22 protein-coding genes are annotated in these 22,530 nt (G+C 73.7%); 8 read left to right on the plus strand and 14 right to left on the minus strand.

Going from position 1 to position 22,530, the window contains the following annotated elements; translation table 11 throughout:
* The first annotated feature begins 338 nt into the window (after positions 1 to 338).
* Together ABT041_RS26235 and ABT041_RS26240 are read left to right on the plus strand one after the other, a co-directional pair.
* Complete coding sequence (locus ABT041_RS26235) at positions 339 to 1,145, plus strand: IclR family transcriptional regulator (protein ID WP_351188451.1); 807 nt, start codon at positions 339 to 341, stop codon at positions 1,143 to 1,145.
* A 7-nt stretch (positions 1,146 to 1,152) separates the two neighbouring features.
* The gene (locus tag ABT041_RS26240) at positions 1,153 to 1,752 is read left to right on the plus strand and encodes a hypothetical protein (protein WP_351188454.1); all 600 of its coding nucleotides are present in this window, start codon (positions 1,153 to 1,155) and stop codon (positions 1,750 to 1,752) included.
* A gap of 195 nt (positions 1,753 to 1,947) precedes the next feature.
* Here the strand turns inward: ABT041_RS26240 and ABT041_RS26245 are convergent, their stop codons facing one another.
* Both ABT041_RS26245 and ABT041_RS26250 read right to left on the minus strand, forming a co-directional pair.
* Complete coding sequence (locus ABT041_RS26245; protein ID WP_351188456.1) at positions 1,948 to 2,631, minus strand: ABC transporter ATP-binding protein; 684 nt, start codon at positions 2,629 to 2,631, stop codon at positions 1,948 to 1,950.
* A complete protein-coding gene (locus ABT041_RS26250) occupies positions 2,628 to 3,704 on the minus strand; it encodes an ABC transporter permease (protein ID WP_351188458.1) in 1,077 nt (358 codons plus the stop codon). Before ABT041_RS26250 ends, ABT041_RS26245 begins: the two co-directional genes overlap by 4 nt.
* A gap of 112 nt (positions 3,705 to 3,816) precedes the next feature.
* Between ABT041_RS26250 and ABT041_RS26255 the strand changes: the two genes are divergently transcribed.
* Together ABT041_RS26255 and ABT041_RS26260 are read left to right on the plus strand one after the other, a co-directional pair.
* The gene (locus ABT041_RS26255) at positions 3,817 to 4,989 is read left to right on the plus strand and encodes a sensor histidine kinase (RefSeq protein WP_351188460.1); all 1,173 of its coding nucleotides are present in this window, start codon (positions 3,817 to 3,819) and stop codon (positions 4,987 to 4,989) included.
* A gap of 3 nt (positions 4,990 to 4,992) precedes the next feature.
* A complete protein-coding gene (locus ABT041_RS26260) occupies positions 4,993 to 5,619 on the plus strand; it encodes a response regulator (protein WP_351188462.1) in 627 nt (208 codons plus the stop codon).
* Here the strand turns inward: ABT041_RS26260 and ABT041_RS26265 are convergent.
* The 8 genes from ABT041_RS26265 to ABT041_RS26300 form a co-directional block, all read right to left on the minus strand.
* On the minus strand, positions 5,609 to 5,833 hold the full coding sequence (locus ABT041_RS26265; protein WP_351188464.1) for a hypothetical protein: 225 nt from the start codon (positions 5,831 to 5,833) through the stop codon (positions 5,609 to 5,611). The two genes, ABT041_RS26260 and ABT041_RS26265, sit on opposite strands and share 11 nt — an antisense overlap.
* A gap of 114 nt (positions 5,834 to 5,947) precedes the next feature.
* Entirely contained in the window at positions 5,948 to 6,418 is a 471-nt protein-coding gene (locus ABT041_RS26270) for an amphi-Trp domain-containing protein (RefSeq protein ID WP_351188466.1), read from the minus strand.
* A complete protein-coding gene (locus ABT041_RS26275) occupies positions 6,415 to 6,837 on the minus strand; it encodes a DUF7144 family membrane protein (RefSeq protein ID WP_351188470.1) in 423 nt (140 codons plus the stop codon). The genes ABT041_RS26270 and ABT041_RS26275 overlap by 4 nt, the downstream gene beginning before the upstream one ends.
* Positions 6,838 to 6,865: 28 nt before the next feature.
* Positions 6,866 to 7,327, minus strand: a complete 462-nt coding sequence (locus tag ABT041_RS26280) for an SHOCT domain-containing protein (protein WP_351188472.1) — start codon at positions 7,325 to 7,327, stop codon at positions 6,866 to 6,868.
* Positions 7,328 to 7,385: 58 nt separating this feature from the next.
* Positions 7,386 to 7,583 carry a DUF8691 family protein gene (locus ABT041_RS26285; protein ID WP_351188475.1) on the minus strand — a complete coding sequence of 66 codons (198 nt, stop codon included), beginning with the start codon at positions 7,581 to 7,583 and terminating at the stop codon, positions 7,386 to 7,388.
* A 103-nt stretch (positions 7,584 to 7,686) separates the two neighbouring features.
* Positions 7,687 to 9,453 (minus strand): MFS transporter, encoded by a 1,767-nt coding sequence (locus ABT041_RS26290; protein WP_351188477.1) that lies wholly within the window; start codon positions 9,451 to 9,453, stop codon positions 7,687 to 7,689.
* A 211-nt stretch (positions 9,454 to 9,664) separates the two neighbouring features.
* Complete coding sequence (locus ABT041_RS26295) at positions 9,665 to 12,343, minus strand: winged helix-turn-helix domain-containing protein (protein WP_351188479.1); 2,679 nt, start codon at positions 12,341 to 12,343, stop codon at positions 9,665 to 9,667.
* Positions 12,344 to 12,501: 158 nt separating this feature from the next.
* On the minus strand, positions 12,502 to 12,819 hold the full coding sequence (locus ABT041_RS26300; protein WP_351188482.1) for a DUF5955 family protein: 318 nt from the start codon (positions 12,817 to 12,819) through the stop codon (positions 12,502 to 12,504).
* A gap of 197 nt (positions 12,820 to 13,016) precedes the next feature.
* Here ABT041_RS26300 and ABT041_RS26305 point away from each other — a divergent pair, with 197 nt between their 5' ends.
* The 3 genes from ABT041_RS26305 (at position 13,017) to ABT041_RS26315 (ending at position 16,868) form a co-directional block, all read left to right on the plus strand.
* Positions 13,017 to 13,631, plus strand: a complete 615-nt coding sequence (locus ABT041_RS26305) for a nucleotidyltransferase family protein (RefSeq protein WP_351188485.1) — start codon at positions 13,017 to 13,019, stop codon at positions 13,629 to 13,631.
* Between the two features lie 225 nt (positions 13,632 to 13,856).
* The gene (aceB, locus tag ABT041_RS26310; RefSeq protein WP_351188487.1) at positions 13,857 to 15,479 is read left to right on the plus strand and encodes a malate synthase A; all 1,623 of its coding nucleotides are present in this window, start codon (positions 13,857 to 13,859) and stop codon (positions 15,477 to 15,479) included.
* 243 nt (positions 15,480 to 15,722) lie between these two features.
* Complete coding sequence (locus tag ABT041_RS26315; RefSeq protein ID WP_351188490.1) at positions 15,723 to 16,868, plus strand: GDSL-type esterase/lipase family protein; 1,146 nt, start codon at positions 15,723 to 15,725, stop codon at positions 16,866 to 16,868.
* Positions 16,869 to 16,880: 12 nt separating this feature from the next.
* On the opposite strand, the gene ABT041_RS26320 is transcribed toward ABT041_RS26315, so the two are convergent.
* The 3 genes from ABT041_RS26320 to ABT041_RS26330 all read right to left on the minus strand — a co-directional run bounded on the left by ABT041_RS26320 (position 16,881) and on the right by ABT041_RS26330 (position 20,926).
* The gene (locus tag ABT041_RS26320) at positions 16,881 to 18,668 is read right to left on the minus strand and encodes a hypothetical protein (RefSeq protein WP_351188492.1); all 1,788 of its coding nucleotides are present in this window, start codon (positions 18,666 to 18,668) and stop codon (positions 16,881 to 16,883) included.
* Between the two features lie 51 nt (positions 18,669 to 18,719).
* Positions 18,720 to 19,868 carry a beta family protein gene (locus ABT041_RS26325; RefSeq protein WP_351188495.1) on the minus strand — a complete coding sequence of 383 codons (1,149 nt, stop codon included), beginning with the start codon at positions 19,866 to 19,868 and terminating at the stop codon, positions 18,720 to 18,722.
* 101 nt (positions 19,869 to 19,969) lie between these two features.
* On the minus strand, positions 19,970 to 20,926 hold the full coding sequence (locus tag ABT041_RS26330) for a fibronectin type III domain-containing protein (RefSeq protein ID WP_502976595.1): 957 nt from the start codon (positions 20,924 to 20,926) through the stop codon (positions 19,970 to 19,972).
* 131 nt (positions 20,927 to 21,057) lie between these two features.
* Here ABT041_RS26330 and ABT041_RS26335 point away from each other — a divergent pair, with 131 nt between their 5' ends.
* Positions 21,058 to 21,660, plus strand: a complete 603-nt coding sequence (locus ABT041_RS26335; protein ID WP_351188501.1) for a hypothetical protein — start codon at positions 21,058 to 21,060, stop codon at positions 21,658 to 21,660.
* 16 nt (positions 21,661 to 21,676) lie between these two features.
* On the opposite strand, the gene ABT041_RS26340 is transcribed toward ABT041_RS26335, so the two are convergent.
* Positions 21,677 to 22,411 (minus strand): aspartate/glutamate racemase family protein, encoded by a 735-nt coding sequence (locus tag ABT041_RS26340; RefSeq protein WP_351188503.1) that lies wholly within the window; start codon positions 22,409 to 22,411, stop codon positions 21,677 to 21,679.
* Positions 22,412 to 22,530 lie beyond the last annotated feature (119 nt).

The raw sequence follows: 22,530 nt of genomic DNA on the forward strand, positions 1-22,530 counted from the left end.
CGTACCCCTCTCTTCAAGTGACTCGCTGAGCAGACAAGAGAATTTCAACGAACTGTTGAAAAGGAGTCTTCACTTCCGGGCGACGGGTCGTCAAGGGCACACTTCCAGCATCGGCCGTCAGCGAACCCGGCTTAGAGGTTTCCACAAAGTGGAATGAGAATTCCGTACAGTAGAACGTAGCTCCGCACATGCGGGCCTGACCCGGACCGCCCCGGGCCCTCGCCGACACCGGACAAACACCCCCTGACCGGCACTGACGCCGGGACCGGGACCGTGTGCCCCGGCCGACGGCCCGGTAGGCTGCTGCCTTGCCCGCCTGCCCCGAAAGGACCGTTGACGTGCCGACGTCCAGCGCCAGCACCACCGACGCCGCCAAGCCCGCCGCGAGCGGGGGCGTCCAGTCCCTTGAGCGCGCCTTCGACCTCCTGGAGCGGATGGCCGACGCCGGGGGCGAGGTCGGGCTGAGCGAGCTCTCCGCAAGCAGCGGACTCCCGCTCCCCACCATCCACCGCCTCATGCGCACCCTCGTCGCCTGCGGTTACGTCCGTCAGCAGCCCAACCGCCGGTACGCGCTCGGCCCGCGGCTCATCCGGCTCGGCGAGTCCGCCTCCCGCCTCCTCGGCACCTGGGCCCGCCCCTACCTGGCGCGGCTCGTCGAGGAGACCGGCGAGACCGCGAACATGGCGCTGCTCGACGGCGACGAGATCGTGTACGTCGCGCAGGTGCCGTCCAAGCACTCGATGCGCATGTTCACCGAGGTCGGCCGCCGGGTCCTGCCGCACTCGACCGGCGTCGGCAAGGCGCTCCTCGCGCACACCCCGGCGGAGGAGGTACGGGCGCTGCTCGCCCGCACCGGCATGCCCGCCGCGACGGAGAAGACCATCACCACCCCGGACGGCTTCCTCGACGCGCTCGTCGCGGTCCGCGAGACGGGGTACGCGGTCGACGACAACGAGCAGGAGATAGGGGTCCGCTGCCTCGCGGTCTCGGTACCGGACTCCCCCACCGCGGCGGCCATCTCCATCTCGGGCCCGGCCGGCCGGGTCACCGAGGCGGCCACCGAGAAGATCGTCCCGATCCTCCAGGAGGTCGCCCGCGAGCTCTCCGCGGCCCTGGCGAACACCTCGGGCAACAACCACGGCTGAGGTCGTCGTGGGGGTCGACATCGAGGGCGTCATCGAGGTCCGCGAGGGCGACGGCCGCTGGAGGTACGCGCTCGGTCTCCCCGACCCCGTGCTGCGGCGCGACCGGGACGCAAGGGAGGTCCTCTTCGGCTACGGCGGGGGCCTTCAGGTGGAGCGGCCCCTGTTCGACCACCGCGGCTGCCCGGACGACGTCTCGGACGCCGTCCCGAGCACCTGCGACGAGCTGAACCACGGCCACTCGTACGCCACCTGGGCCGAGATCGCGGCGGTCGACTGGGACAAACCGCTCAACGACGTACCCGACGGGAACCACATCGGCGTGTGGCAGCCGGGACCGGACGGCGAGCTGGTCCTCGGCTACGTGCACTGGACCCCGATCGAGGTCCTCGACGCGGCGGAGGAGCTCTTCGGCGAGGACCTCATGCCGCCCGAGTGGCCGCCTGGCGGCGAAGTCCACTGGAACGGGGCCGTGTACCGCCCCGTGACGTACACGCCCCGCATGTTCGTCCCGCCGGACGGCGACTGGGGGGAGGTCTGGGCGGCGATGCGAGACCTGGCGGCCACCCACGGGGGCGAGAACGTCCGCCTGGTGGTCTGGTTCGGCTGAGGCCCTGGGGCCCGGACCCGCCGGTACGGGCCCGACGTGGGGCTCAGGCCCGGACCCGCCGGTACGGGCCCGACGTGGGCCTCAGGCCCGGACCCGCCGGTACGGGCCCGACGTGGGGCTCAGGCCCGGACCCGCCGGTACGGGCCCGACGTGGGGCTCAGGCCCGGACCCGCCGGTACGGGCCCGACGTGGGGCTCACGCCCGTACCGGCGACTCCGTCAGCCGCCCGTCCTGCACCGTCACCGTGTGGTCCGTACGGGCCAGGTGCGTGCGGTCGTGGGTGACCAGGACCGTCGCCGTCCCCCGCTCGGCCGTCAGCGTGGCCAGGAGGTCCATCACCGCCGCCCCCCGCTCGTGGTCCAGGGCGCTCGTCGGCTCGTCGACCAGGAGCACGGACGGCTCGTTCATCAGCGCCCGCGCGATGTTGACCCGCTGCCGCTGACCGCCCGACAGCTGGTGCGGCCGCCGGTGCGCCTGGTCCGCGAGGCCGACCGCGTCGAGCAGGTCCATGGCCCGGCTCCGTACCGTCTTCGGCCCGCGCCCGGACAGATGGGCCATCACCTGGAGCTGCTCCGCCGCGCTCAGCGAGGGCAGCAGGTTCGGCTGCTGGAAGACGATCCCGATGTGCTCGCGGCGCAGCTCCGCCTTGGCGGCGGGGGTGAGCTCGCGCGTCTCCGTACCGGCGACGACGACCCGCCCCTCGTCCGGGGTCACCAGGGTGGCGGCGACCGCGAGGAGGCTGGACTTGCCGGAGCCGGACGGGCCGACGACGGCCGTGAGCGTGCCGGCGGGGACGGTGAGGGAGACGGCGTCGAGGGCGGTCAGCCGGCCGTCGCCGTCGGGGTAGGTGAGGGTGACGGCGTCGAGGACGAGGCTCATCGGGCGCTCCCGAGGGCGGTGAGGGGGTCGACGGCGGTGATGCGCCGGATGGACAGGGCGGCGCCGAGGACACCGAGGACGATGATCACGGCGGCAGGACCGAGGACGGTCAGCGGTTCGAGGACGAAGGGCACGTTCCCGCCGCTGACGAGGGCGCCGATGCCGACCGCGAGCGCCGTGCCGAGCAGGGTGCCGGCGGCGAGCATGAGGACGGCCTGCCCGAGGGCGTCCTTGAGGAGGTACGGGGTGGAGGCGCCGAGCGCCTTGAGGACGGCGACGTCACCGCTGCGCTGGATGGTCCAGACGGTGAAGAAGGCTCCTATGACGAGCGCGGAGATGGCGAAGAGGAAGCCGCGCATCAGCTGCAGCGAACCGTTCTCGGCCTGGTAGGACCCTATGGCGGTGAGGGCGCCGTCGAGGGTGCGGGCCTCGGTGCCCGCGGCCTCGTCGCCGGCCGCCCAGTCGACGCCGTCGCCGCTCAGGGCGATGACGGTGGCCTGTTCCTCCGCGGTGGTGCCGCTGTGGCCGAGCTTCTGCCAGTCGTCGAGGGAGGTCCACACCACGGGGGTGTGGCTGTACGAGGCGTCGCCGGAGACCGCGGAGACGGTGACCTCCAGCGGGCCGAGGCGGACGGTGTCGCCGGCGCCGACGGCCAGCTCCTCGGCCGCCGACTCGGACAGGACCGCCTTCCCCGCGCCGACGGACGCGGGAGCGAGCCCGGCTCCCGGCTCCGAACCGAAGGCGGAGACGGCGGCGGTACGGTCACCGGCGGCGGCGTTGAGGGTACGGATGCCGAGCGGATCGGCCTCCGTCACCCCGGGCCGCTCCGCCCACCCGCGCCACTGCCGCTCCGTCACCGTCGAATTGGTGAAGGAGACCGACTGCCCGGACGGCGGCGCCGCGAAGGCCAGCCGGTCGGCGGGCAGACCGGTGACCGCCGAGATGTTCTCTCGCGCGAGTCCGGCGGTCAGCCCGGACAGCAATCCCACGAGCAGGGTGATGAGCACGATCACCGTGCCCATGAGGGTGAAACGCCCCTTGGCGAATCTCAGGTCTCTCCATGCCACGAACATGCTGACCAGAGTGGTCGGCGAGGGGCGCCGCGGGCATCGCGCCACGGATGGCTCCGTAATCAAACTTTCGGTTGAGTCCGGATTGTCTCGTCCCGCCTAGGCTGGAGGGATCATGGATCCCCGCTCTCTGACCCCCGTCCTGCGCGCCCTGCGCCTCTGCCTGCACCTCCTCATGGCGGGCCTGCTCGTCCTGGCGGCGGTACGGGCGCACTCGGCCGCCGGGACGGTGGCGGCGGTGGTCATGGGCGCGGTCTACGCGGCCGGCTCGTACCTGCCGTCCGTGCGGGGCTCGCAGCGGGCCGCCGGCGCCTGGCTGGGGGTCCTCGGTGTGTCGTGGCTCGGGCTGCTCTGGCTGACGCCGGAGGCGCTCTGGCTGGCCTTCCCCCTCTACTTCCTGCAGCTGCACCTGCTGCCCACCCGCTGGTCGCTGCCGGCCGTGGCGCTCACGGCGGGCGCGGCGATCCTCTCGTACGTGGGTCACGGCGCCGCGCTCAATCCGGGGGTCTTCATCGGGCCGCTGCTCGGTGCGGCGGTCGCGGTGGCGACGGTCCTCGGCTACCAGGCGCTGTACCGGGAGAGCGAGCGGCGGCGCCGGCTCATCGAGGAGCTGATCGAGACGCGGGCGGAGCTGGCGGCGGCGGAGCGCCACGCGGGGACGCTCGCCGAGCGGGAGCGGCTCGCGCGGGAGATCCACGACACGCTGGCCCAGGGCCTGTCCTCGATCCAGCTGCTGCTGCGGGCGGCCGAGCGGGTGCTGCCGCCGGACTCCCCCGCCGCGGGGCACATCGGCCGGGCTCGGGAGGCGGCGCAGGACAATCTGGCGGAGGCGCGGCGCTTCGTCCGGGCGCTGTCGCCGCCGGACCTGGAGCACGGCTCGCTGGCCGCGGCCCTGGAGCGGCTGTGCGAACCGGTCACCGGGGTGACCCCGGAGGCCGCGCCGCGGGTCCGCTTCTCGGTGAGCGGCACGCCCGCCGAACTGCCCACGCCGTACGAGGTGGCGCTGCTGCGGATCGCGCAGTCGGCGCTCGCGAACACGGTGCGGCACGCCTCGGCGTCGCGGGCGGAGATCACCTTGTCGTTCATGGACGCGTCGGTGACCCTGGACGTGGTCGACGACGGCCGGGGCTTCGACCCCGCTTCCGTGCGCCCGTCCTCCGACGGCGGTTTCGGCCTTCCGGCGATGCGCTCGAGGGCCGAGTCGCTCGGCGGCACGTTCACCGTCGAGTCGGCGCCCGGCCAGGGCACCGCCGTCGCCGTCTCCCTCCCTCTCCCCGCTGGAGCCTGAAGCATGACCATCCGACTCCTCCTCGCCGACGACCACCCGGTGGTACGGGCCGGCCTGCGCGCGGTCCTCGACACCGAGCCGGACTTCGCCGTGGTCGCGGAGGCGGCCACGGCCGAGCGGGCGGTGGAGCTGGCCGCCGCCGGGGACGTGGACGTGGTCCTGATGGACCTGCAGTTCGGCGCGGGGATGCACGGCTCGGAGGCGACGGCGGCGATCACGGCGGCGCCGGGCGGGCCGAAGGTGCTCGTCCTGACGACGTACGACACGGACGCGGACATCCTGGCGGCGGTGGAGGCGGGCGCGTCCGGCTACCTCCTGAAGGACGCGCCGCCGGAGGAGCTGGCGGCGGCGGTCCGGACGGCGGCGGCGGGCCAGTCGGCCCTGGCGCCCGCGGTGGCGCACCGGCTGATGGACCGGATGCGGACGCCGGCGGAGGCCCTGACCAAGCGAGAGCTCGAAGTGCTCCAGCTGGTGGGCGAAGGCCTGTCGAACCAGCAGATCAGCAAGGCGCTGTTCCTGAGCCAGGCGACGGTGAAGTCCCACCTGGTGCACATCTTCGCGAAGCTGGGCGTGGACTCGCGCACGGCGGCGGTGGCGGCGGCGACGGCCCGCCGGCTGATCAGACGGTGAGGCCGTCGGGCCGGCCCTCGGCCGACGCGTCGGCCCGCGCGGCCATCAGCTCCTGGAAGGACCGCATGCACGGCAGACAGTGCCGGTCCGTCCGCATCCCGTCCGCGCCACGGTCGACGGCCTGACCGCAGAGGCTGTTGCCCGCCTGTTTGGCGATCACGTGCCAGACCAGGAGTCCGCTGGAGTCGTCGGGCGCGATGTGCATCTCGTACATGGCAGTCACCCTTCTCGGAGTTGGGGTTCCCACCCAACTCGTGCCCGGCCGCACCGGCACGGCAGCCCGGTCAAGCGGGTGAAAGGAGAACCCCGCCCCCGAGCGGGGACCGGCTCACGCGGCCTTCGCGGCGGTGCGCCTGGACTTGGCGGGTGACGTGGCCTTCCGCCTCCGGGCGGCGGGAGCGGGCGACGCGCTCCCGGCCTCGGCCTCCTTCCCCGCCTCGGTCTTCTTCGCCTCGGCCCGCTTCGTCCCGGTCCTGGTCTTCGGCTCGGGTCTGATCTTCGGCTCGGGCTCCGGTTCGGGCGTCTCTGCCCTGTCGGTCTTCCCCTCGGGGGCTGCCGTGTCGCGCGAGCCGCGGCCCGTCCGCCACTTCAGCTCGATCTCCAGCTCGATCTCGCCGTCGCCGACCTCGAACTCCACCTCGCTGCGGAGTTCTTCCGGGACCCGCAGGCTCAGGACGCCGGCTCCCAGCCGGACCTCGGCCTCCTCACCCGCCCTGAGCGCGTCGGCGAGCGCCTGCAGCTGGTCGGCGGCCTCGGTACGGGTCAGGGAGCTCTTCTGCTCGAACTTGAGGTCCTTCACGGCAGCCTCCCGTCGTCACCCCGGTCGACGCACAGGGCCCAGATGACGAACCCGGACATCACGATCACGATGACGGACCACCACGGGTAGTACGGCAGCGACAGGAAGTTGGCGATGATCACGAGCGCGGCGATGCCGACGCCGGTGTACCGCGCCCAGGCGGCCGCCGTGAAGAGTCCGAAGCTGACCAGGAGGGCGACGATGCCCAGGCCCAGATGGACCCAGCCCCAACCGGTGAGGTCGAACTGGAAGACGTAGTTGCGCGTGGTGACGAAGACCTCGTCCTCGGCGATGGCCATGATCCCGCGGAAGATGCCGAACAGTCCCGCGAGGGAGAGCATGACGGCGGCGAAGACCCGCAGGCCCCCGGCCCAGGCGTATTTCGCCGACGAGGCGTGAGTGGTGTGCGTGGCGTTCATCTCGGTCTCTCCTTCTCCCCGGCCCGTCTCACCGAGGGGTCGTGGTGGTGCCGGCGGGCGTGGACGGACGGTCGCCGCTCAGGACGAGGGCCTTGGCCCGCTGGAACTCCTCCTCGCTGATGTCGCCCCGGGTGCGGAGGTCGGCGAGCCGGTGGAGCTCCGCGGCCGGGCTGGGCGCGCTGCCGCCGCCGGCGGTCTCGCGGACGTAGGCGTCGAAGGCCTGCTGCTTCTCGCGGGCGTGGTCGATCTCCCGGCGCCCCATGCTCTTGCCGCGGGCGATCACGTAGACGAGCACGCCGAGGAACGGCAGCAGGATGACGAACGCCATCCAGCCCGCCTTGCCCCAGCCGCCCAGGGCGTCGTCGCGGAAGATGTCGCCGATGATCCGGAAGAGCAGGATGAACCAGAGGATCCACAGGAAGAACCACAGCATGGTCCAGAACATGCTGAGCAGCGGATAGTCGTAGGCGAGGTACATCTGTGTGTCCATGTCTCCGCTCCGTTTCCGGTTCCTTCTCCCGCCGGGCTTCCGCCGGGGTCCGTATCGGTCATTCCGGCAGCCGCCGCAGTTCCACCACGTGCAGTCCGAGGGACTGGAAGCGGGCCAGCAGTCCGTAGAGGTGGGCCTCGTCCACGAGAGGGCCGTACAGCACCGTCTGGCCGGACATCATCACGTGCTCCAGCTCGGGGAAGGATCCGATCAGCGTCTCCGACATGAGTCCGTCGATCCGGATCTCGTACTGCATGATCTGCCCCTCCCGTGGTGGGGGTGGCTGTCACAGGGCCGGTCGGGCCCTGATGCGATGATCCGTCTTCGCGTCTCCGGCGGCCTCACCCTCCGCGGGTGACTCAGGGGCCCTCGGAGCCGGGCTCCGAGGGCGCGGGACCTTCGGTGTCGCGGCGGCGGGCCGCACCCGCGGCGCCGTCCGCCGCGCCCCCGCCCGTACCGGTGGCCCCGCCTGCGTCTGTGGCCCCACCCGTACCAGCGGCGCCGCCCGTACCAGCGGTCCCACTCGCCCCCGTGGCCCCGTCCGCTCCTGTGGCCGCCTCGCCCGCGCCGGGGAGGCCGCGTGTCACCAGGAAGCTCGCCAGGGTGATGCCCCCGGTCGCGAGGATGGCCGCCTTGAGACCGTCCAGCTGGGCCGAGGCGTACGACTCGGTGACGGCGTCCACCTCCTGGGGCGGCAGTCCCGCGTCCTCCGCCGCCGCATGGACCTCGTCGGTGGGGACGAAGCTGATCCCGGCCTCCAGGGCGACGCTCGTCTGTCGGCGAGCCTCGTCCGAGAGCCTCGGGTCGTCCGCCACCTGGGTGGTGAAGGCCTGGGCCAGGGCCCCGATCAGCAGGGACCCGATGAGGGCCGTGCCCAGCGCGGACCCCAGGTTCTGGGCGGTGAACTGCAGGCCCCCGACCTCGCTGCGCTCCCGCTCCCCGACGCTGGACTGCACGACGTTGCCGAGCTGCGAGGCGAGCAGCCCCATGCCCAGGCCGAGGAGCGCCATGGCCCCGAAGAACTGGGCGTCGTCGATGACGGGGTCGATGGTGCCGAGGAGCCAGGCGATGGCGGCGAGGAGCAGTACCAGGGCCGTCCGTACGATCCGCCGCGGTCCCAGCCGGCGTCCGAGCTTCGCCGCGCCCAGGGAGGCCGCGAGCATGGTGACGGAGACCGGCAGCAGCCGCAGTCCCGTCTCGAAGGCGTCGAGCCCCTGCACCACCTGCAGGTAGAGCGGGATGGTGAAGAACAGCCCCAGCAGGATGAGGTTCTGGCTCAGCAGGGTCATCAGCCCCGAGCGCAGGGTGGGCCGGTGGAACAGGGCCAGATGGACCAGGGGGTCGGCGCCGCCGGCCTCCCGCCTCTCCTCCCAGGCCCGGAAGAGGAACAGGACCACCACCCCGGCCCCGACCACGAACAGCGTGGGGGCGAAGCCGAAGACGGTGAAGGGCGGGTTGCGCGGCTCCACCCAGCCCCAGGTGCCGCTCTGCAGCACGCCGAGCACGCCGAGGCCCAGGCCGACCGCCGAAAGGACGGCGCCGACGACGTCCAGACCGGGACGCCGGCTCACCGGGGCCGGTTCCGGGATCGCCCGCCGCGCGAGCAGGACGGCCAGCACCACCACGACCTCGCCCGCGAAGACCAGGCGCCAGGTGAGGTACGTCGTCACCCAGCCGCCGAGCAGCGGGCCGACCGCGATGCCGGCACCGGCCAGGCCCCCGACGACGCCGTACGCGACGGAGCGGTCGCGGCCCCGGTAGGACTCGGCGACGAGGGCCGCCATGGACGGCAGCACCAGGGCGGCGCCGAGCCCCTCGATGACCGACCATCCCAGGGCCAGGACCCACAGCTGGGGCGCCACGGCGGTCAGGGCCGATCCGAGGCCGTAGACGCTCATGCCGATCAGGAAGACGCGGCGACGGCCCAGGATGTCCCCGATTCTGCCTCCGATGATCATGAAGGCGGCCATGACCAGCGCGTACAGGGTGATGACGGCCTGGATGGCGGTCACCTCGGTGTCGAAGTCCTCGACCAGCTGGCTGATGGAGACGTTCATGACGGCGGTGTCCAGCACCATCAGGAACTGGGCCGTCCCCAGCACGATCAGAGCGCGCCACTTCTTCACGGTCGCCACCTCGCCGGGCCTGGCCGCCAGTGCCGGCGGCAGCGGAAGGTCGAGCCCACCCTCGCCGCCATCACATCCGAAACGGTCACCGTGCGCCTCACCCGGCGCGGGTGAGCTAGGGCCGCGGGACGGGTACGCCCTCCGGTGCCCGGCGACGGGTCAGGCCGCCGGTGCCCGGCGACGGGTCAGCCCTTCGGTGCCCGGCGTCCGGTCACAGCAGCCGCAGCTCGCGGGCGCGGCGGACGGCGTCGTTGCGCCGGTGCACCGACAGCTTCCGGTAGGCGCTCTTGAGGTGGGTCTTCACCGTGTTCACGGACACGTACAGGTCGGCGGCGATGTCCTCGGTCGACATCGCCCGGGCGAGCCGCTCCAGGACCTCGCGCTCCCGTCCGCTGAGCTCCTCCACCGGCGCGCCCGGCACCGATCCGGGCCCGTCCTGCTCCGTCCCGCCGTACGGCTCGGAATCGGGTACGAGCCATCCGGCGGCCGGCGCCCGCATCGTGGGCTCGGCCAGGAAGGGAACGATCCAGGGTCCGGCGACCCGGAAGGCGCGCCTGAGCTCCTCGCGGCGGCCCTCGGCGAGAGCCTGGGCGAGCGTCCTGCGTGCGGTGGCGGTGTCCCCCTCGACTGCCGCCGCCTGTGCCCGTACCAGCGCGGCCGGTACGGACACGCCGGGGCCGACGCTCCCGTGGGCCGGAAGGCCGTCGAGCAGGCGGAGGGCCGTGCCGGGGTCGCCGGCGGCGAGGTGGGCCCGCGCCGCGCCGACGGTGCACTCCGGCAGCTCGCCGGCGACCCGGCGGAGGACTTCGAGGGCCGCGTCCGGGCGGCCCTCGGCCAGATGGGCGTCCGAAGCCGCCAGGGCGGCACGTCCCTGGGCCCAGGGCGATGCCTCGGCGGCGGGGACGGGCCGGGCCGCGACGGCCAGTGCCTCCCGCGTACGGCCCCGGGCCAGGAGCACGCCGGCGGTCACGGCCCGCCTGACGGCGGCCGTCACCGGGTCCGGCGGCTGCCGGCCGGACGTCCGGGCGAGGAGGGCCTCGGCGCGGTCCACCTCGTCCCGGTCGAGGGCGACGGCGGCGAGCACCAGCTGTCCGAGCCCGGAACCCGACGGCTCGGCGAGGCCGTACCGCTCGGCCTCGGCCGTCATCGCGAAGACCTTGCGTTCCGCGGAGCTCGGCCGGCCGTTGAGGTGCTCGACGAGCGCCAGGTGTTCGAGCGCGTCCATCCGCGGGAGGACGGTGGACGCCGTACGGGGACCGCGGGTCACCGTGGTGAGGGCGGCCCTGGCGTCGTCGAGGTGTCCGGCCCACAGCCGCGAGGAGCCCACGTGGGTCAGCAGGAGGGCGGCGAGTTCCGGATGCCCGTCCAGCAGCCGGGAGGGCAGCTGCGGCATCAGCCGCCGGGCCGACCGGGTGGCGCGCTCGGCCCGGTGCGCGGAGCCGGCCAGGCGTCCGGCGAGGGCCTCGAGCAGGGCGCAGCTCAGCAGGGCCGCCGGGGAGCCGCGGTCGTCGGCCGCGAGCTGTCGCGCCGCGCGGCGCAGGTGCGCCAGGCCGCCGTCGAGATCGGAGCGGGACAGCTCGCACGCGGCGCGGACGAGGTTCAGGGACGGGTCGGGCGTCTCTCCGTCCATCCCGGCGAACCAGTCCGCCGGCTCCCCGGAGCCGAGGCCGGTGAAGAGCTGTCCGATGGCCAGGTCCTCGACCAGGGCCTGGGCCATGTAGGTCCAGTCCTGGGCGGCGGCGCCGTGCGCCAGCATCTCGGGGAGCGTGCCGGAGCGCCGCAGCCAGTGCGCGGCGCGCCGGTGCAGTTCCGTCTCGAGGCCGGGGGCGCGTCGGCGCAGGTGGGCCCGGAGGATCTCCCGGAACAACGGGTGGAGCCGGTACCAGCCCTGCCCGAAGTCCTCGACGAAGGCGTTGGCGCGGTGCAGTGCGGCCAGGATCGTCGCGGCGTCACGGCGCCGGGTCAGCTCGTCCGCCAGGTCGGGACAGAAGCGGTCCAGCACGCTGATCCGCAGCAGCAGGTCCTGCGTCTCGGGTGTCTGCCGGTCCAGCACCTCGGCGAGCAGGAAGTCGGCGATCGTGCCCCGTCCCGCCTCGAACTCCTTCAGGTAGCGCTCGGGATCCGGGGTCGACCGCGCGGCCAGGGCGCTCAGCCGGAGGCCGGCCGCCCATCCCCGGGTGCGCTCCACCAGCGCCCGGGTCACCGGAACGGCCAGTGACAGCCCGTGGAGTTCGAGGAGATCGACCGCCTCCTCGGTGGTGAACGCCAGCTCGGCGTCCCGGATCTCGGTCATCTCACCGGCGAGGCGGTAGCGGTGGAGCGGGAGGAGGGGCTCGGTGCGGCTGACGAGGACGAGGCGCAGCCCAGGTTTCGCGTGCCGCAGGACGAACTCCAGCTGGCGCCCGACCTCGGGGTCGGTCATCCGCTCGAACTCGTCGATCACCACGGTGACGGGCCGGTCGCGCCCGGCGAGTGCCCAGGCGAGCCGGCTCAGGAGCGTGTGGGGGACCCGGGTCGCGTCGGTGGGGAAGCCGACGGCGCTGGGTGCCGGTGTACCGGCCGCGTTCAGGGACTGGAGCAGATGGGCCCAGAACATCCCCGGGCCCTCGACCGCCGCGTCGAGGGTGAGCCAGGCGACGGGCCGCCCCGGGTTCGCGGCCCAGTCGGCGACGAGGAGGGTCTTGCCGGCCCCCGCACTGCCGTTGACCACGGTCAGCGGGGTCAGCAGGGCCTGCCCGAGGTGCTCGACCAGCCGGTCACGGCGGAGGAACGTGCCGGGGCGGCTCGGCAGGGCGAACCGTGTCCTCAGGTACGGCTCTCCCAGCGGGTCGGCGCCGCCGGGAACGGGGTCGCCCCGCGGCAGGTCGTCGCCCGTGGCCTCCACGTCCACCACCACCTTCCGGTCGGGCCCGCCGGGGCGGGCCTGCCTTCAGGATGGAAGCATTCTCTCCGGTTCGGCCATCGCACAGAGCCCTGTAAACCCCTCCCGGGTACCCGAAGGTCCTGCTGCGGGGCCTCGGGGAGGACCGGCCGCGACCGGGCGCCGGCCTACTGCCCGGCCTGCGGGGGGCCGAAGAGCTCGACCGCGCGCCGGACCCCCGCGAGTCCCTCGGCGAGGGCGCTGACGGAGCCGACGGAGCCCGCGACGAGCAGCAGCGAGCGGCGCAGCCGCCGTACCTCGGGGTCGCCGCTGAGCGCCATGGCGTCGAGGGCGGCAAGCTCGTCCTCGGCGATCCCCCGGTCGGCGAACTCGACCCGGAGCGCGGCCAGTTCACGCCGAAGCCGGGAGACGGCGGCCCGCAGTTCGGCCACTCTGGGGTCCACGCCCTCGCCGGTCACTCGCCTCTGCCCCACGCTTCGCAACATGGTTCTCCCCCCGCACGACACTGTGCGCAGAACTCCGCACGACGAACACTCCGAACGTCCCGAGCCGCTCCCCCCGAACGACAGCCGGGCGCCGTGAGCCGCGGGTCAGTTAACTCCTTCGCCACCCCACCGCGCCACCCTTGGTGGAAGGAATTCAGGCGACCGTGTGATTCCGCGCCATGAGGTATGCAGTCCCCATGACAGCTGCGGAAGATCGAAGCCCCGTCGTCGCCGGACTGCTGCTCGCCGCGGGGGGCGGCAGGCGCCTCGGCGGGCGGCCGAAGTCCTTGCTCACGCACCGGGGGCGGCCGCTGGTCGAGCATGCCGTGGGGGTGCTGCGCGCGGCCGGGTGCGAGGTGGTGCACGTGGTGCTGGGGGCCTCGGCCGACGTCGTACGCGAGCGGGCGGAGCTGCCGGGGTGCGTGCTGGTGGACAACCCGGAGTGGGCGGAGGGGATGGGTTCCTCGCTGCGGGCCGGGCTCGCCTCGCTGGCCGCGGATCCGCGCGGGGTGGACGCGGCGCTCGTGCTCCTGGTGGACCAGCCGGGGATCGGGGCGGAGGCCGCGGCCCGGGTCCGGGCGGCGTACACCTCACGGGATTCGCTGGCGGCCGCCTCGTACGACGGGGTGCGGGGCCATCCGGTGCTGTTCGGCGCCGGGCACTGGGCGGGCATCGCGGAGACGGCGGTGGGCGACCGGGGTGCGCGGGACTATCTGGCGGCGCACCGGGATGCGATCACCCCGGTCGACTGTTCGGATGTGGCCGAGCCCTATGACATCGACACGGAGGCGGACCTGACCCACCTGGAGTGAACGGGCTGGCACCGAGCGCCATGTTCTGTCGATCCGGAGAATCTCGACATCAACAAACCATTGAACTTCCACCATGAGGAAACTAGTATCCACTGTTCAGAAGCCCCTGCTAGTTCAGAGGGCGCTCGCGGCCGTATCTCGGCGCCTGCGGCACTCCGTGCCGTCCCGTGACGCCCGGCGGCCGCATGGCACGCCCGTGAAGTCCGCTGAAGGAAGTGACAGTTCATGTCCGCACCAGCGCCGTCCCCCCTGGCCGTCGTCGATGCCGAGCCCCTCCCGCGTCAGGAGGAGGTGCTCACCGAGGCCGCCCTGGCCTTCGTCGCCGAACTGCACCGGCGGTTCACCCCGCGCAGGGACGAGCTCCTCGCCCGCCGGGCGGAGCGCCGCGCAGAGATCGCCCGCACGTCCACCCTGGACTTCCTTCCGGAGACCGCCGCGATCCGCGCCGACGACTCCTGGAAGGTCGCGCCGGCCCCGGCGGCCCTGAACGACCGGCGTGTCGAGATCACCGGCCCGACCGACCGCAAGATGACGATCAACGCGCTCAACTCCGGCGCGAAGGTCTGGCTCGCCGACTTCGAGGACGCCTCGGCGCCGACCTGGGAGAACGTCGTCCTCGGCCAGGTCAACCTGATCGACGCGTACACGCGGAAGATCGACTTCACCGACCCGAAGTCGGGCAAGTCGTACGCCCTCAAGCCGGCCGACCAGCTCGCCACCGTCGTCATGCGGCCGCGCGGCTGGCACCTGGAGGAGCGTCACCTCACCTTCGACGGACGCCCGGTGCCCGGCGCGCTCGTCGACTTCGGCCTCTACTTCTTCCACAACGCCCAGCGTCTGATCGACCTCGGCAAGGGCCCGTACTTCTACCTCCCGAAGACGGAGTCGCACCTGGAGGCCCGCCTCTGGAACGACATCTTCGTCTTCGCGCAGGACTACGTCGGCATCCCGCAGGGCACCGTCCGCGCCACGGTCCTCATCGAGACCATCACGGCCGCGTACGAGATGGAGGAGATCCTCTACGAGCTCCGCGACCACGCCGCCGGCCTGAACGCGGGCCGCTGGGACTACCTGTTCTCCATCGTCAAGAACTTCCGTGACGGCGGCGCCAAGTTCGTCCTTCCGGACCGCAACGCGGTCACGATGACAGCCCCGTTCATGCGCGCGTACACCGAACTCCTCGTCCGCACCTGCCACAAGCGCGGCGCGCACGCCATCGGCGGCATGGCGGCGTTCATCCCGTCCCGCAAGGACGCCGAGGTCAACAAGGTCGCGTTCGAGAAGGTCAAGGCCGACAAGGACCGCGAGGCCGGCGACGGCTTCGACGGCTCCTGGGTCGCCCACCCCGACCTGGTCCCGATCGCCATGGCCTCCTTCGACGCCGTGCTCGGCGACCGGCCGAACCAGAAGGACCGCCTCCGCGAGGACGTCTCCGTCGCGCCCGGCGACCTCATCGCCATCGACTCGCTCGACGCGAAGCCCACGTACGACGGTCTGCGCAACGCCGTCCAGGTCGGCATCCGCTACATCGAGGCCTGGCTGCGCGGCCTCGGCGCCGTCGCCATCTTCAACCTGATGGAGGACGCGGCCACCGCGGAGATCTCCCGCTCGCAGATCTGGCAGTGGATCAACGCCGGTGTGGTCTTCGAGAACGGCGAGACGGCCACCCCCGAGCTGGCCCGCAAGGTCGCCGCCGAGGAGCTCGCCGCGATCCGCGCCGAGATCGGCGACGAGGCCTTCACGTCCGGCAAGTGGCAGCAGGCCCACGACCTGCTCCTGCACGTCTCCCTCGACGCGGACTACGCGGACTTCCTGACCCTTCCCGCGTACGAGCAGCTGGTCGGCTGACTCGACCCGTACGGCTGATTCGGCTGCCCGCACAGCCGCCGACAGCAACCTGAGCAGGGCCTCGTCCCGGTGTCGCACAGCACCGGGGAGGGGCCCTGTCTCCGTTCCTGTGATCGCACAGGGGACGTGACGCAACCGAGATATGCAGCTACCTAGCGGTAACAAGCCACGCCGTGCGAGATTCCGCCATGCCACCGGCCGGCGGCTGTCCCCCTCGTCACTGCGTACCGCAGGAGCACAGCCATGCCTTCGACCCCCCACCGTGCGCTGCGCGCACTCCTGGCACTGTGTACCGCCGCCGGGCTCGCCTCCGTCGCCGCCCCGGCCGCCCACGCCTCCCCCGGCACGGGCCCCACCGCCGTCGTCGCCATGGGCGACAGCTACATCTCCGGAGAGGCCGGCCGCTGGTTCGGCAACAGCCTCACCAACACCGGCAGCCGCAACGGCACCGACCGCGCCTGGACCGGCAGCACCTACGACCCCTCCCGGGTGTACGGCGCCACCGCGGGCGGCTGTCACCGCTCGGACACCGCCGAGGTGAAGAGCGCGGGCCCGATCGCGAGCTCCCTCATCAACCTCGCCTGCTCAGGGGCGACGACGGCGAACGTCTTCCGTGCCTCCCAGGGCGGCCAGACCTTCAAGGGCGAGGCGCCCCAGGCCGACCAGCTGGCGGCCGTCGCCGCCGCCAACGACGTCAAGCTGATCGCGCTGTCCATCGGCGGCAACGACCTCGGCTTCGCCGACATCATCTCCACCTGCGCGACCGACTACATCGTCTGGTACTCGTACTGCCACGACGACCAGCAGGCCGAGGTCGACGCGAAGATCGACGGGGTGATGGCCGACGTCGGCCGGTCCGTCGACGAGATCCGGGCGGTCATGACCGCCGCCGGATACGCCGCCTCCGACTACCGGATCGTGCTCCAGTCGTACCCCTCCCCCATCCCGCGCGCAGCCGAGAACCGGTACGGCGAGAGCGGCTGGTCCCGTACGAACACCGGTGGCTGCCCCTTCTGGAACCTCGACTCCGACTGGGCCCGCGACTCCCTGGTCCCGCAGATCGCCGACCGGCTCAAGGGCGTCGCCACGGCCAAGGGCGTGCAGTTCCTGGACCTGCGGGACGCGCTCCAGGGCCGTGAGGTCTGCGCCAAGGCCAGCAAGCAGGTGACGGCGACCGTGCCGCCGTCGGCGACGACGAGCGAGTGGGCGCGCTGGATCGACAGCCAGAGCACGCAGGGCCTCGTCCAGGAGTCGATGCACCCCAACGCCTACGGCCAGCAGGGCCTGGGCCGCTGCCTGGCGCTGGTCTACGCCGCCCCGACCGGGAACAAGAGCTGCAAGAACACGGCCGGGTCGGGTCCCTCGGGGATGTACCTCACGGCGGGGTAACCCCCGCCGGTGTCACGGGAGCGCGATGCCGAGCGGGCGGAGGACCCGCTCGGTCTCGTGGCGGTCCGCAGCCGCCATCGCACGGACCAGGGCGGCCGAGCCGCCGGGCCAGGCGGCCGCCGCCGTGTCGAAGGCCGCGCGGCGGGACTCCAGGGGGCCCTTCTTGGCGGGCAGCGCGTCCAGGACGTGCAGGGCCCGGGCCGAGGTCCGCACCTGGATCGGGTCAGCCTCCTCGCCCCTGGCCCGCAGGACGTCGAGCGCGTAGGCGCCGATGACCGGGTCGCGGAGGGCTCCGCGCAGCGCCTCGGGCGGTGCGCCGGCCGTGTCCAGGGCGGCGAAGAGCCCCCGGGTCGCGGCCGCCTCGGCGGTCCCCGCGTGGACGGTGCCGAGGGCGGCGAGCAGCTGCGACCACGCGTCGGCGGTGTCCGCGCGCGCGTGGAGCCAGTCGGCGAGTACGCGCGCGGCGACGGACGCGGACCAGCCGCCCGCGGCGGCGACCACGTCCTGCGCGGACCAGGCGGCGGCCTCGGCGGCGTCGGGCGCGGCGACCCCGCGCACCCCGAGCAGATAGCGCACGACGCCCGCGCCGCGCGGGGTGAGCCCGAAGGCGTCGCCGGCGCGGAAGACCAGGCCGGTGGCGGCCAGGTGGTCGAGGGCCGCGGCCAGGTCGCGGGCGGGCCCTTCGAGCCGGGCCCGGTCGGCCTCGTTCAGCTCGGCCGTCCCGAGCAGCCGTACGAGCTCCGGTACGGGCGGGGTCGTGTACGTGTCGGGTGCCGCGTCCGGGACCGCCACCGGCAGGTCCTCCAGGGCCGGGTCGACGGACCAGTCCTCGTACTCGGCGGCCTTGCGGGCGACGGAGTCGGCGGAGCAGCCGCGCTGGTACACCGCGTACAGCAGGTGCGGCGCCTCGCCGCCGTACGGCTCGAACTCCTCCTCCGCGAGCTCCTCGACGGCCGCGATGAGCGTGTCCGCGTCCTCCTCGACCGGCCCGGCCTCGATCGCGGGCGGCGGGGGTACGGGGGCGGCGGGGTCCCCGTAGTAGTCCAGGTGCTCGTCGAGGAGCGCGTCGGCGAGGACGAGGTGCGGGAAGGCCTCGGGTCCGGGTGCGAAGCGCGCGTACGGTCCGGCGAGCTGTTCGGCGAGCCCGGCGGCGGTCCAGCGGTCCTGCAGCGCGGCGGCGAGCTGCCCGATGCCGGTCGCGACGGCGTGGTCCGTGAGCAGCGGCCCGGCGGCCGGGGGCGCCTCGGCGTCCCGCACGTACGCGCGTGTCAGCGCCTCGGCGAGCAGGACGTCGGCGAGGGCCGTCCGCCCCATGAGGTGCGCGCGGCGCACACCGTCGGGGAGCGGTGCGCCGTCGAGGGCGGCGAGCCTTCGCCGTACGTCCTCGGGGTCGGCGAGGTCGGCGCCGACGGTCCGCAGGAGCGAGGCGTACCAGCGGTGCCAGGTGAGGTTGCCGGGGTCGTTCATGGCGCGCTCGAAGTCGGGCGCGGACTCGGCGACGACCACGGCGATCCGCTCGCGCCGCCCGCCGTCGAAGCGCCCGGCGAGCGCGCCGAGAACGGCCGGGTAGGCGGCGAGGTCGCCGGGCGGCGCGTACACGAAGGTGGGCAGGTCCTCGACGAGCAGCTGCCGCACGAGCCCGGGCGTCGGCTCGGGCACGCCACTCGCGCGGTCGGCGCCGCGCAGGGCGAGCAGTCCCAGGACCGCTTCGGCGGCCCGCGCGAACGCGGGGTCACGACGCTCGGGCGCTCCGTCGAGGAAGCTGTCGAGCCCGGTGTTGGTGAGAACGGTCCCGGCCACGCTTCCCAGGGTAGTTCGGGGGAGGCGGTTCCGGCGGGCAAGGACGGGGGGTCAGGAGTGTCGGCGCAGTTCGCGGGCCATGTGGGTCAGGTGCTGCACGTGACCGGCCCAGATCCAGAGGTCGGGATGCCCGGTGCCGGGCAGGCCACTGCCGTCCGCGCAGGTCCGGAGCCAGCGGTCGCCCTCGCTGTACTCGGCACCCCTGAAGTGAGGGGAGGTGACGATCTCGCGGGCGACGGCGCGGACCGTGCGGTGGTGGCCGGACTCGGCCGGGACCTCGCCGATGAGGAAGGTGTGTTCGGCTGTGTAGCGCAGGGCCCCGCGGAACGGGTCGTCCCCGATGTCGGAGACCCGGTCGGCGCTCGCGGCGTCGTGGGCTCCGTAGTCGCCGTGGGTGGGCCGCGGACCGGAGCCGCTGCCCGTGTGACCGAGTAGGTCGGGGAGGAGGCGGTCGGCCCGGTAGGTCTCGGCCAGGGGAGCTCCGCACCTGCCGGGGCAGGTACGGGGGAAGGCGCCGGCCAGAAGTACGACGGTGCGCCAGGGGTGCAAGGAGCCGAGGAGGTTCAGGGCCTGGAGCGCCGTGTGTTCCGCGCCCTGGCCCTCGTCCACGGCACCCAGGTCGAGGAGGAGGTCGACCGGGCAGTGGGCGAACGCGATCCGTTTCAGGAGACGGCACAGTGCTTCCGCCGTCCCCTCGCCGATGCCCGGGTTCCTCGGGTTGTTCGGGCCGACCCGGATGCCGAGGCCGGTGCGACCTGCCCGGGCCGCTTCCGCGCAGGCCACCTGTTGGGTGGGGTCGCGCTCGATGCCGGTGACGGGCCGCAGCGGAGGCCGGACCGTACCCAAGCCGGGGAGTCCCGGCTCGCGTTCGACGTGGCGGGTGTCGACCCATGCGGGTCGATCGCCCTGCACCCGCGCGACGAGCGCGAGGACGTCGTGGGTGTGGCGGCGGAGTGCGACGGGGTCCGGGTCACGGGGCTGGGCCGGGGGGCGGGCCGGGTTCCGCTCGCCGCCGACGCGGGGCGGGACCGTCCAGAGCGGGGCCACGCGCACGCGTACGTCCGGGGACAGGTGGTCGTACGCGGCGAGCGCGCTCGGGCGTGCCGGGAGCGCGGGCACATAAAGGGGCGGCGCGGACGGCGGTCCTGATGACGGCACGTTCCGCGGCGCGGACGGCGGTTCCGGCATCGGCTCGGTCATCGGCGCCCCCCCCCCCAGCAGCCCGTCGCATCCCCTGGTCGCAGGGTGAGGGGCGATGGTTCCCGGCGAAAGGGTGCGATTCCGGCCAAGCGGCGGGGATTTCAGCGCACCACCACCGTCCTCGGTGCCGAGAAGTCGCCCCAGGTGCCGTCCGGGAGCTGGGCGCGGAGGGTGACGGTGTAGCGGGTGCCCGCGGGGTCCTGGACCGGGAAGGTGTAGCGGGCGCGGCCCGGGGGCGGAGTGGTGCCCCAGACGATGGTGGTGGCGAAGCGGCCGTTGAGGTGGAGTTCGTGGTGGGTGACGGGCGCGCCCGTCTTCGGCGGCGTCCAGGTGACGGTGATCTCGCCCCTGGCGGCCGTGACCGTGAGGTCTTTCGGGGCGGTGTTCGGCGGGGCGCCCGGGGACGGGGCCGTGGTGAGATCCGCCGGGGCGCTGTCCGGGGAGGAGTTCTCGGCGGCGTCCCGGGCGCGGACGGTGAACGCGTAGGCGGTGCCGGGACGCAGGCCGGTGAGGCGGGCGGTGGTGGCGGTGCCGGGGACGGTGTGGATGCGGGTGTCGGCCTGGTAGACGTCGTACGCGGTGACCCGGGTGTCGTCGCGGGCCGGCGTCCAGCGGAGGGTCGCGGCGCGGCTCCCGTCGGCGGTGACGCGCAGGGCGGTCGGGGCGGTGGGCGGCGTGCGGTCCTCGGCTGCGGCCGGGAGGGTGGTGGCGGTGACCGTGGCGCTGGGGGGCGAGACGTTCCCTGCGGCGTCGTGGGCCCGGACGGTGAAGCGGTGGCGGGTCGCGGGGGCGAGGCCGACGACGTCGGTCATCAGGGTGGTGGCGGGGAGGTCCTTGACCTTGCGGCCCTCGCGGTAGACGGAGTAGCCCGTGACGGCACGGTCGTCGGTGGCCGCGCTCCACATGACGTGGACGGTGCTCGCGCTACCGGCCGTGGCGGTGACCCCGGTGGGGGCGGTGGGCGGCCGGGTGTCCTCCGGCGCGGCGGCGGCGCCGGAACAGGCGGCGAGGGCGAGCGTCAGAGTGGTCAACAGGCTTGCGGCGAGCGGGCGTTGCACGGGCCGGCCTCCGTCCGTCGAAAAGGTCCAGACCTATATCGCACAGTCGGCGCGGGCTCGGCAAGGGGGCGTTGTCAGTGGGGTGCGCTTCACTGGAATCGTCACGCTCCGTAGTCGACCGAGGGGGAATCATGACGGACCGTACGACCTATGTGACGCTCGCCGGGGTGCGCCGGCGCGGCTGGACCGACGCGATGGTGCGGGATCTGCTCGGGACGCCCGATGTACAGGGACGCGATCCGCGCCGCTGGTCGCTCGCGCCCGTGCGGCTCTATCTCCTGGCCCGGGTGGAGACGGTGGAGCGGACGCCCGAGTTCACCGAGACGGCCGCGCTCTGCCGGGCCCGGGCCTCGGCCGCCGGGGTCCACGCCGAGCGGCGGCGGGCCGCCGTCCTGACCGCGATCCGCGCGGAGCCGATCGAGGTGCCCCGGCTGCCCGGGCCGGAGCTGGAGCGGCGGGCGGTGCGGCACCGTCATCTGCTGGGGGCCCGGAGTCCCGGGCCTGACCGCGCCGCGGTCCGGGTCGGGGTGCCCTCCGGTGCGCTGGTGCGGTGGCAGGTGAGCTATCTGCGGCACGCCCTCTCGCGGTACGAGTCCCTGCTCGACGGGCTGTACGGGGAGACCGGTCGGGGCGAGGCCGAGCGGCTGCTGAGGCGGCGGTTGTACGAGGCGATCGCCGCCGCCTACCCGTCGCTGGCCCAGGAGTGCCGCCGGCGGATCGCGGTGGAGGGGTGAGTGCCGTCGGCTGCTGTCAGGCCGTCAGCAGGTGGGCGATCGCCCGGCAGGCCGCCGGGATCGGGGCGACGATCCTCACCGCGCAGCGGGTGCGGAGCTCCTCGGCCGCCTCGCCGAGCGGGCCGCCGCCGATGACGACCGCGCGGGCGCCGTCCCGTTCGGCGCAGGCGCGGACGGCACGTTCGAGCCGGTCGAGGAGGAGCGCCGGGTCGGCGGAGAGCCGTTCGGGGGTGCGGGCGGTGAGCCGGAGGCCGGTGTACCGGTCGGCGAGGCCGAGGGCGGTCACGCGGGCGTGGAGGGCGTCGGCGAGGAGCGGGGTGGTGGTGGCGATGCCGAAGGGGGTTCCGTCGGCGGCCGCTTCCAGGAGCGACGACTCGCCCAGTCCGACCACCGGGATCCCGGCCCCCTCCGTCGCCGCGCGCAGCTCGGTGAGGCCGGGGTCGCCGAAGGCGGCGACGAGGAGGGCGGCGCAGTCGCCTTCGGCCATGGCGCGCAGGCCGGCGGCGAGGACCTCGGGGGCGGCTGCCCGCAGCGCTTCCGGGTCGGTGAGCATGCCGGGGCCGCGGGCGACGGTCACGCCACGGACGGGCAGGGCGGGCCCGAGGGTGCGGCGGGCGATGGCGGTCATCATCGCGGTCGTGGCGGCGGAGGTGTTGGGGTTGATCAACACCACGGCCCGGGTCGCGACGCGGCTGTTCCGGGCCGTCCCCGCCGGACCTGTGGGGTCGACCGGCACCTCTACCCCAGGCACGACGTGGTCGTTCCCGGCCGTGCCCACCGGACCTGTGGGGGCGACCGACACCCCTACCCCAGGCACGACATGGTCGTTCCCGGCCGTGCCCACCGGACCTGTGGGGGCGACCGACACCC

This window comes from Streptomyces sp. NPDC002825 (assembly GCF_040295385.1).
Classification (GTDB): Bacteria; Actinomycetota; Actinomycetes; order Streptomycetales; family Streptomycetaceae; genus Streptomyces.

Bases quoted from the DNA above. Each gene is read 5' to 3' on its own strand.
- ABT041_RS26245 (WP_351188456.1), bottom strand. From the start codon at position 2,631: ATGAGCCTCGTCCTCGACGCCGTCACCCTCACCTACCCCGACGGCGAC.
- ABT041_RS26250 (WP_351188458.1), bottom strand. From the start codon at position 3,704: ATGTTCGTGGCATGGAGAGACCTGAGATTCGCCAAGGGGCGTTTCACC.
- ABT041_RS26255 (WP_351188460.1), top strand. From the start codon at position 3,817: ATGGATCCCCGCTCTCTGACCCCCGTCCTGCGCGCCCTGCGCCTCTGC.
- ABT041_RS26260 (WP_351188462.1), top strand. From the start codon at position 4,993: ATGACCATCCGACTCCTCCTCGCCGACGACCACCCGGTGGTACGGGCC.
- ABT041_RS26265 (WP_351188464.1), bottom strand. From the start codon at position 5,833: ATGTACGAGATGCACATCGCGCCCGACGACTCCAGCGGACTCCTGGTC.
- ABT041_RS26275 (WP_351188470.1), bottom strand. From the start codon at position 6,837: ATGAACGCCACGCACACCACTCACGCCTCGTCGGCGAAATACGCCTGG.
- ABT041_RS26280 (WP_351188472.1), bottom strand. From the start codon at position 7,327: ATGGACACACAGATGTACCTCGCCTACGACTATCCGCTGCTCAGCATG.
- ABT041_RS26285 (WP_351188475.1), bottom strand. From the start codon at position 7,583: ATGCAGTACGAGATCCGGATCGACGGACTCATGTCGGAGACGCTGATC.
- ABT041_RS26300 (WP_351188482.1), bottom strand. From the start codon at position 12,819: ATGTTGCGAAGCGTGGGGCAGAGGCGAGTGACCGGCGAGGGCGTGGAC.
- ABT041_RS26305 (WP_351188485.1), top strand. From the start codon at position 13,017: ATGACAGCTGCGGAAGATCGAAGCCCCGTCGTCGCCGGACTGCTGCTC.
- aceB (WP_351188487.1), top strand. From the start codon at position 13,857: ATGTCCGCACCAGCGCCGTCCCCCCTGGCCGTCGTCGATGCCGAGCCC.
- ABT041_RS26315 (WP_351188490.1), top strand. From the start codon at position 15,723: ATGCCTTCGACCCCCCACCGTGCGCTGCGCGCACTCCTGGCACTGTGT.
- ABT041_RS26325 (WP_351188495.1), bottom strand. From the start codon at position 19,868: ATGACCGAGCCGATGCCGGAACCGCCGTCCGCGCCGCGGAACGTGCCG.
- ABT041_RS26335 (WP_351188501.1), top strand. From the start codon at position 21,058: ATGACGGACCGTACGACCTATGTGACGCTCGCCGGGGTGCGCCGGCGC.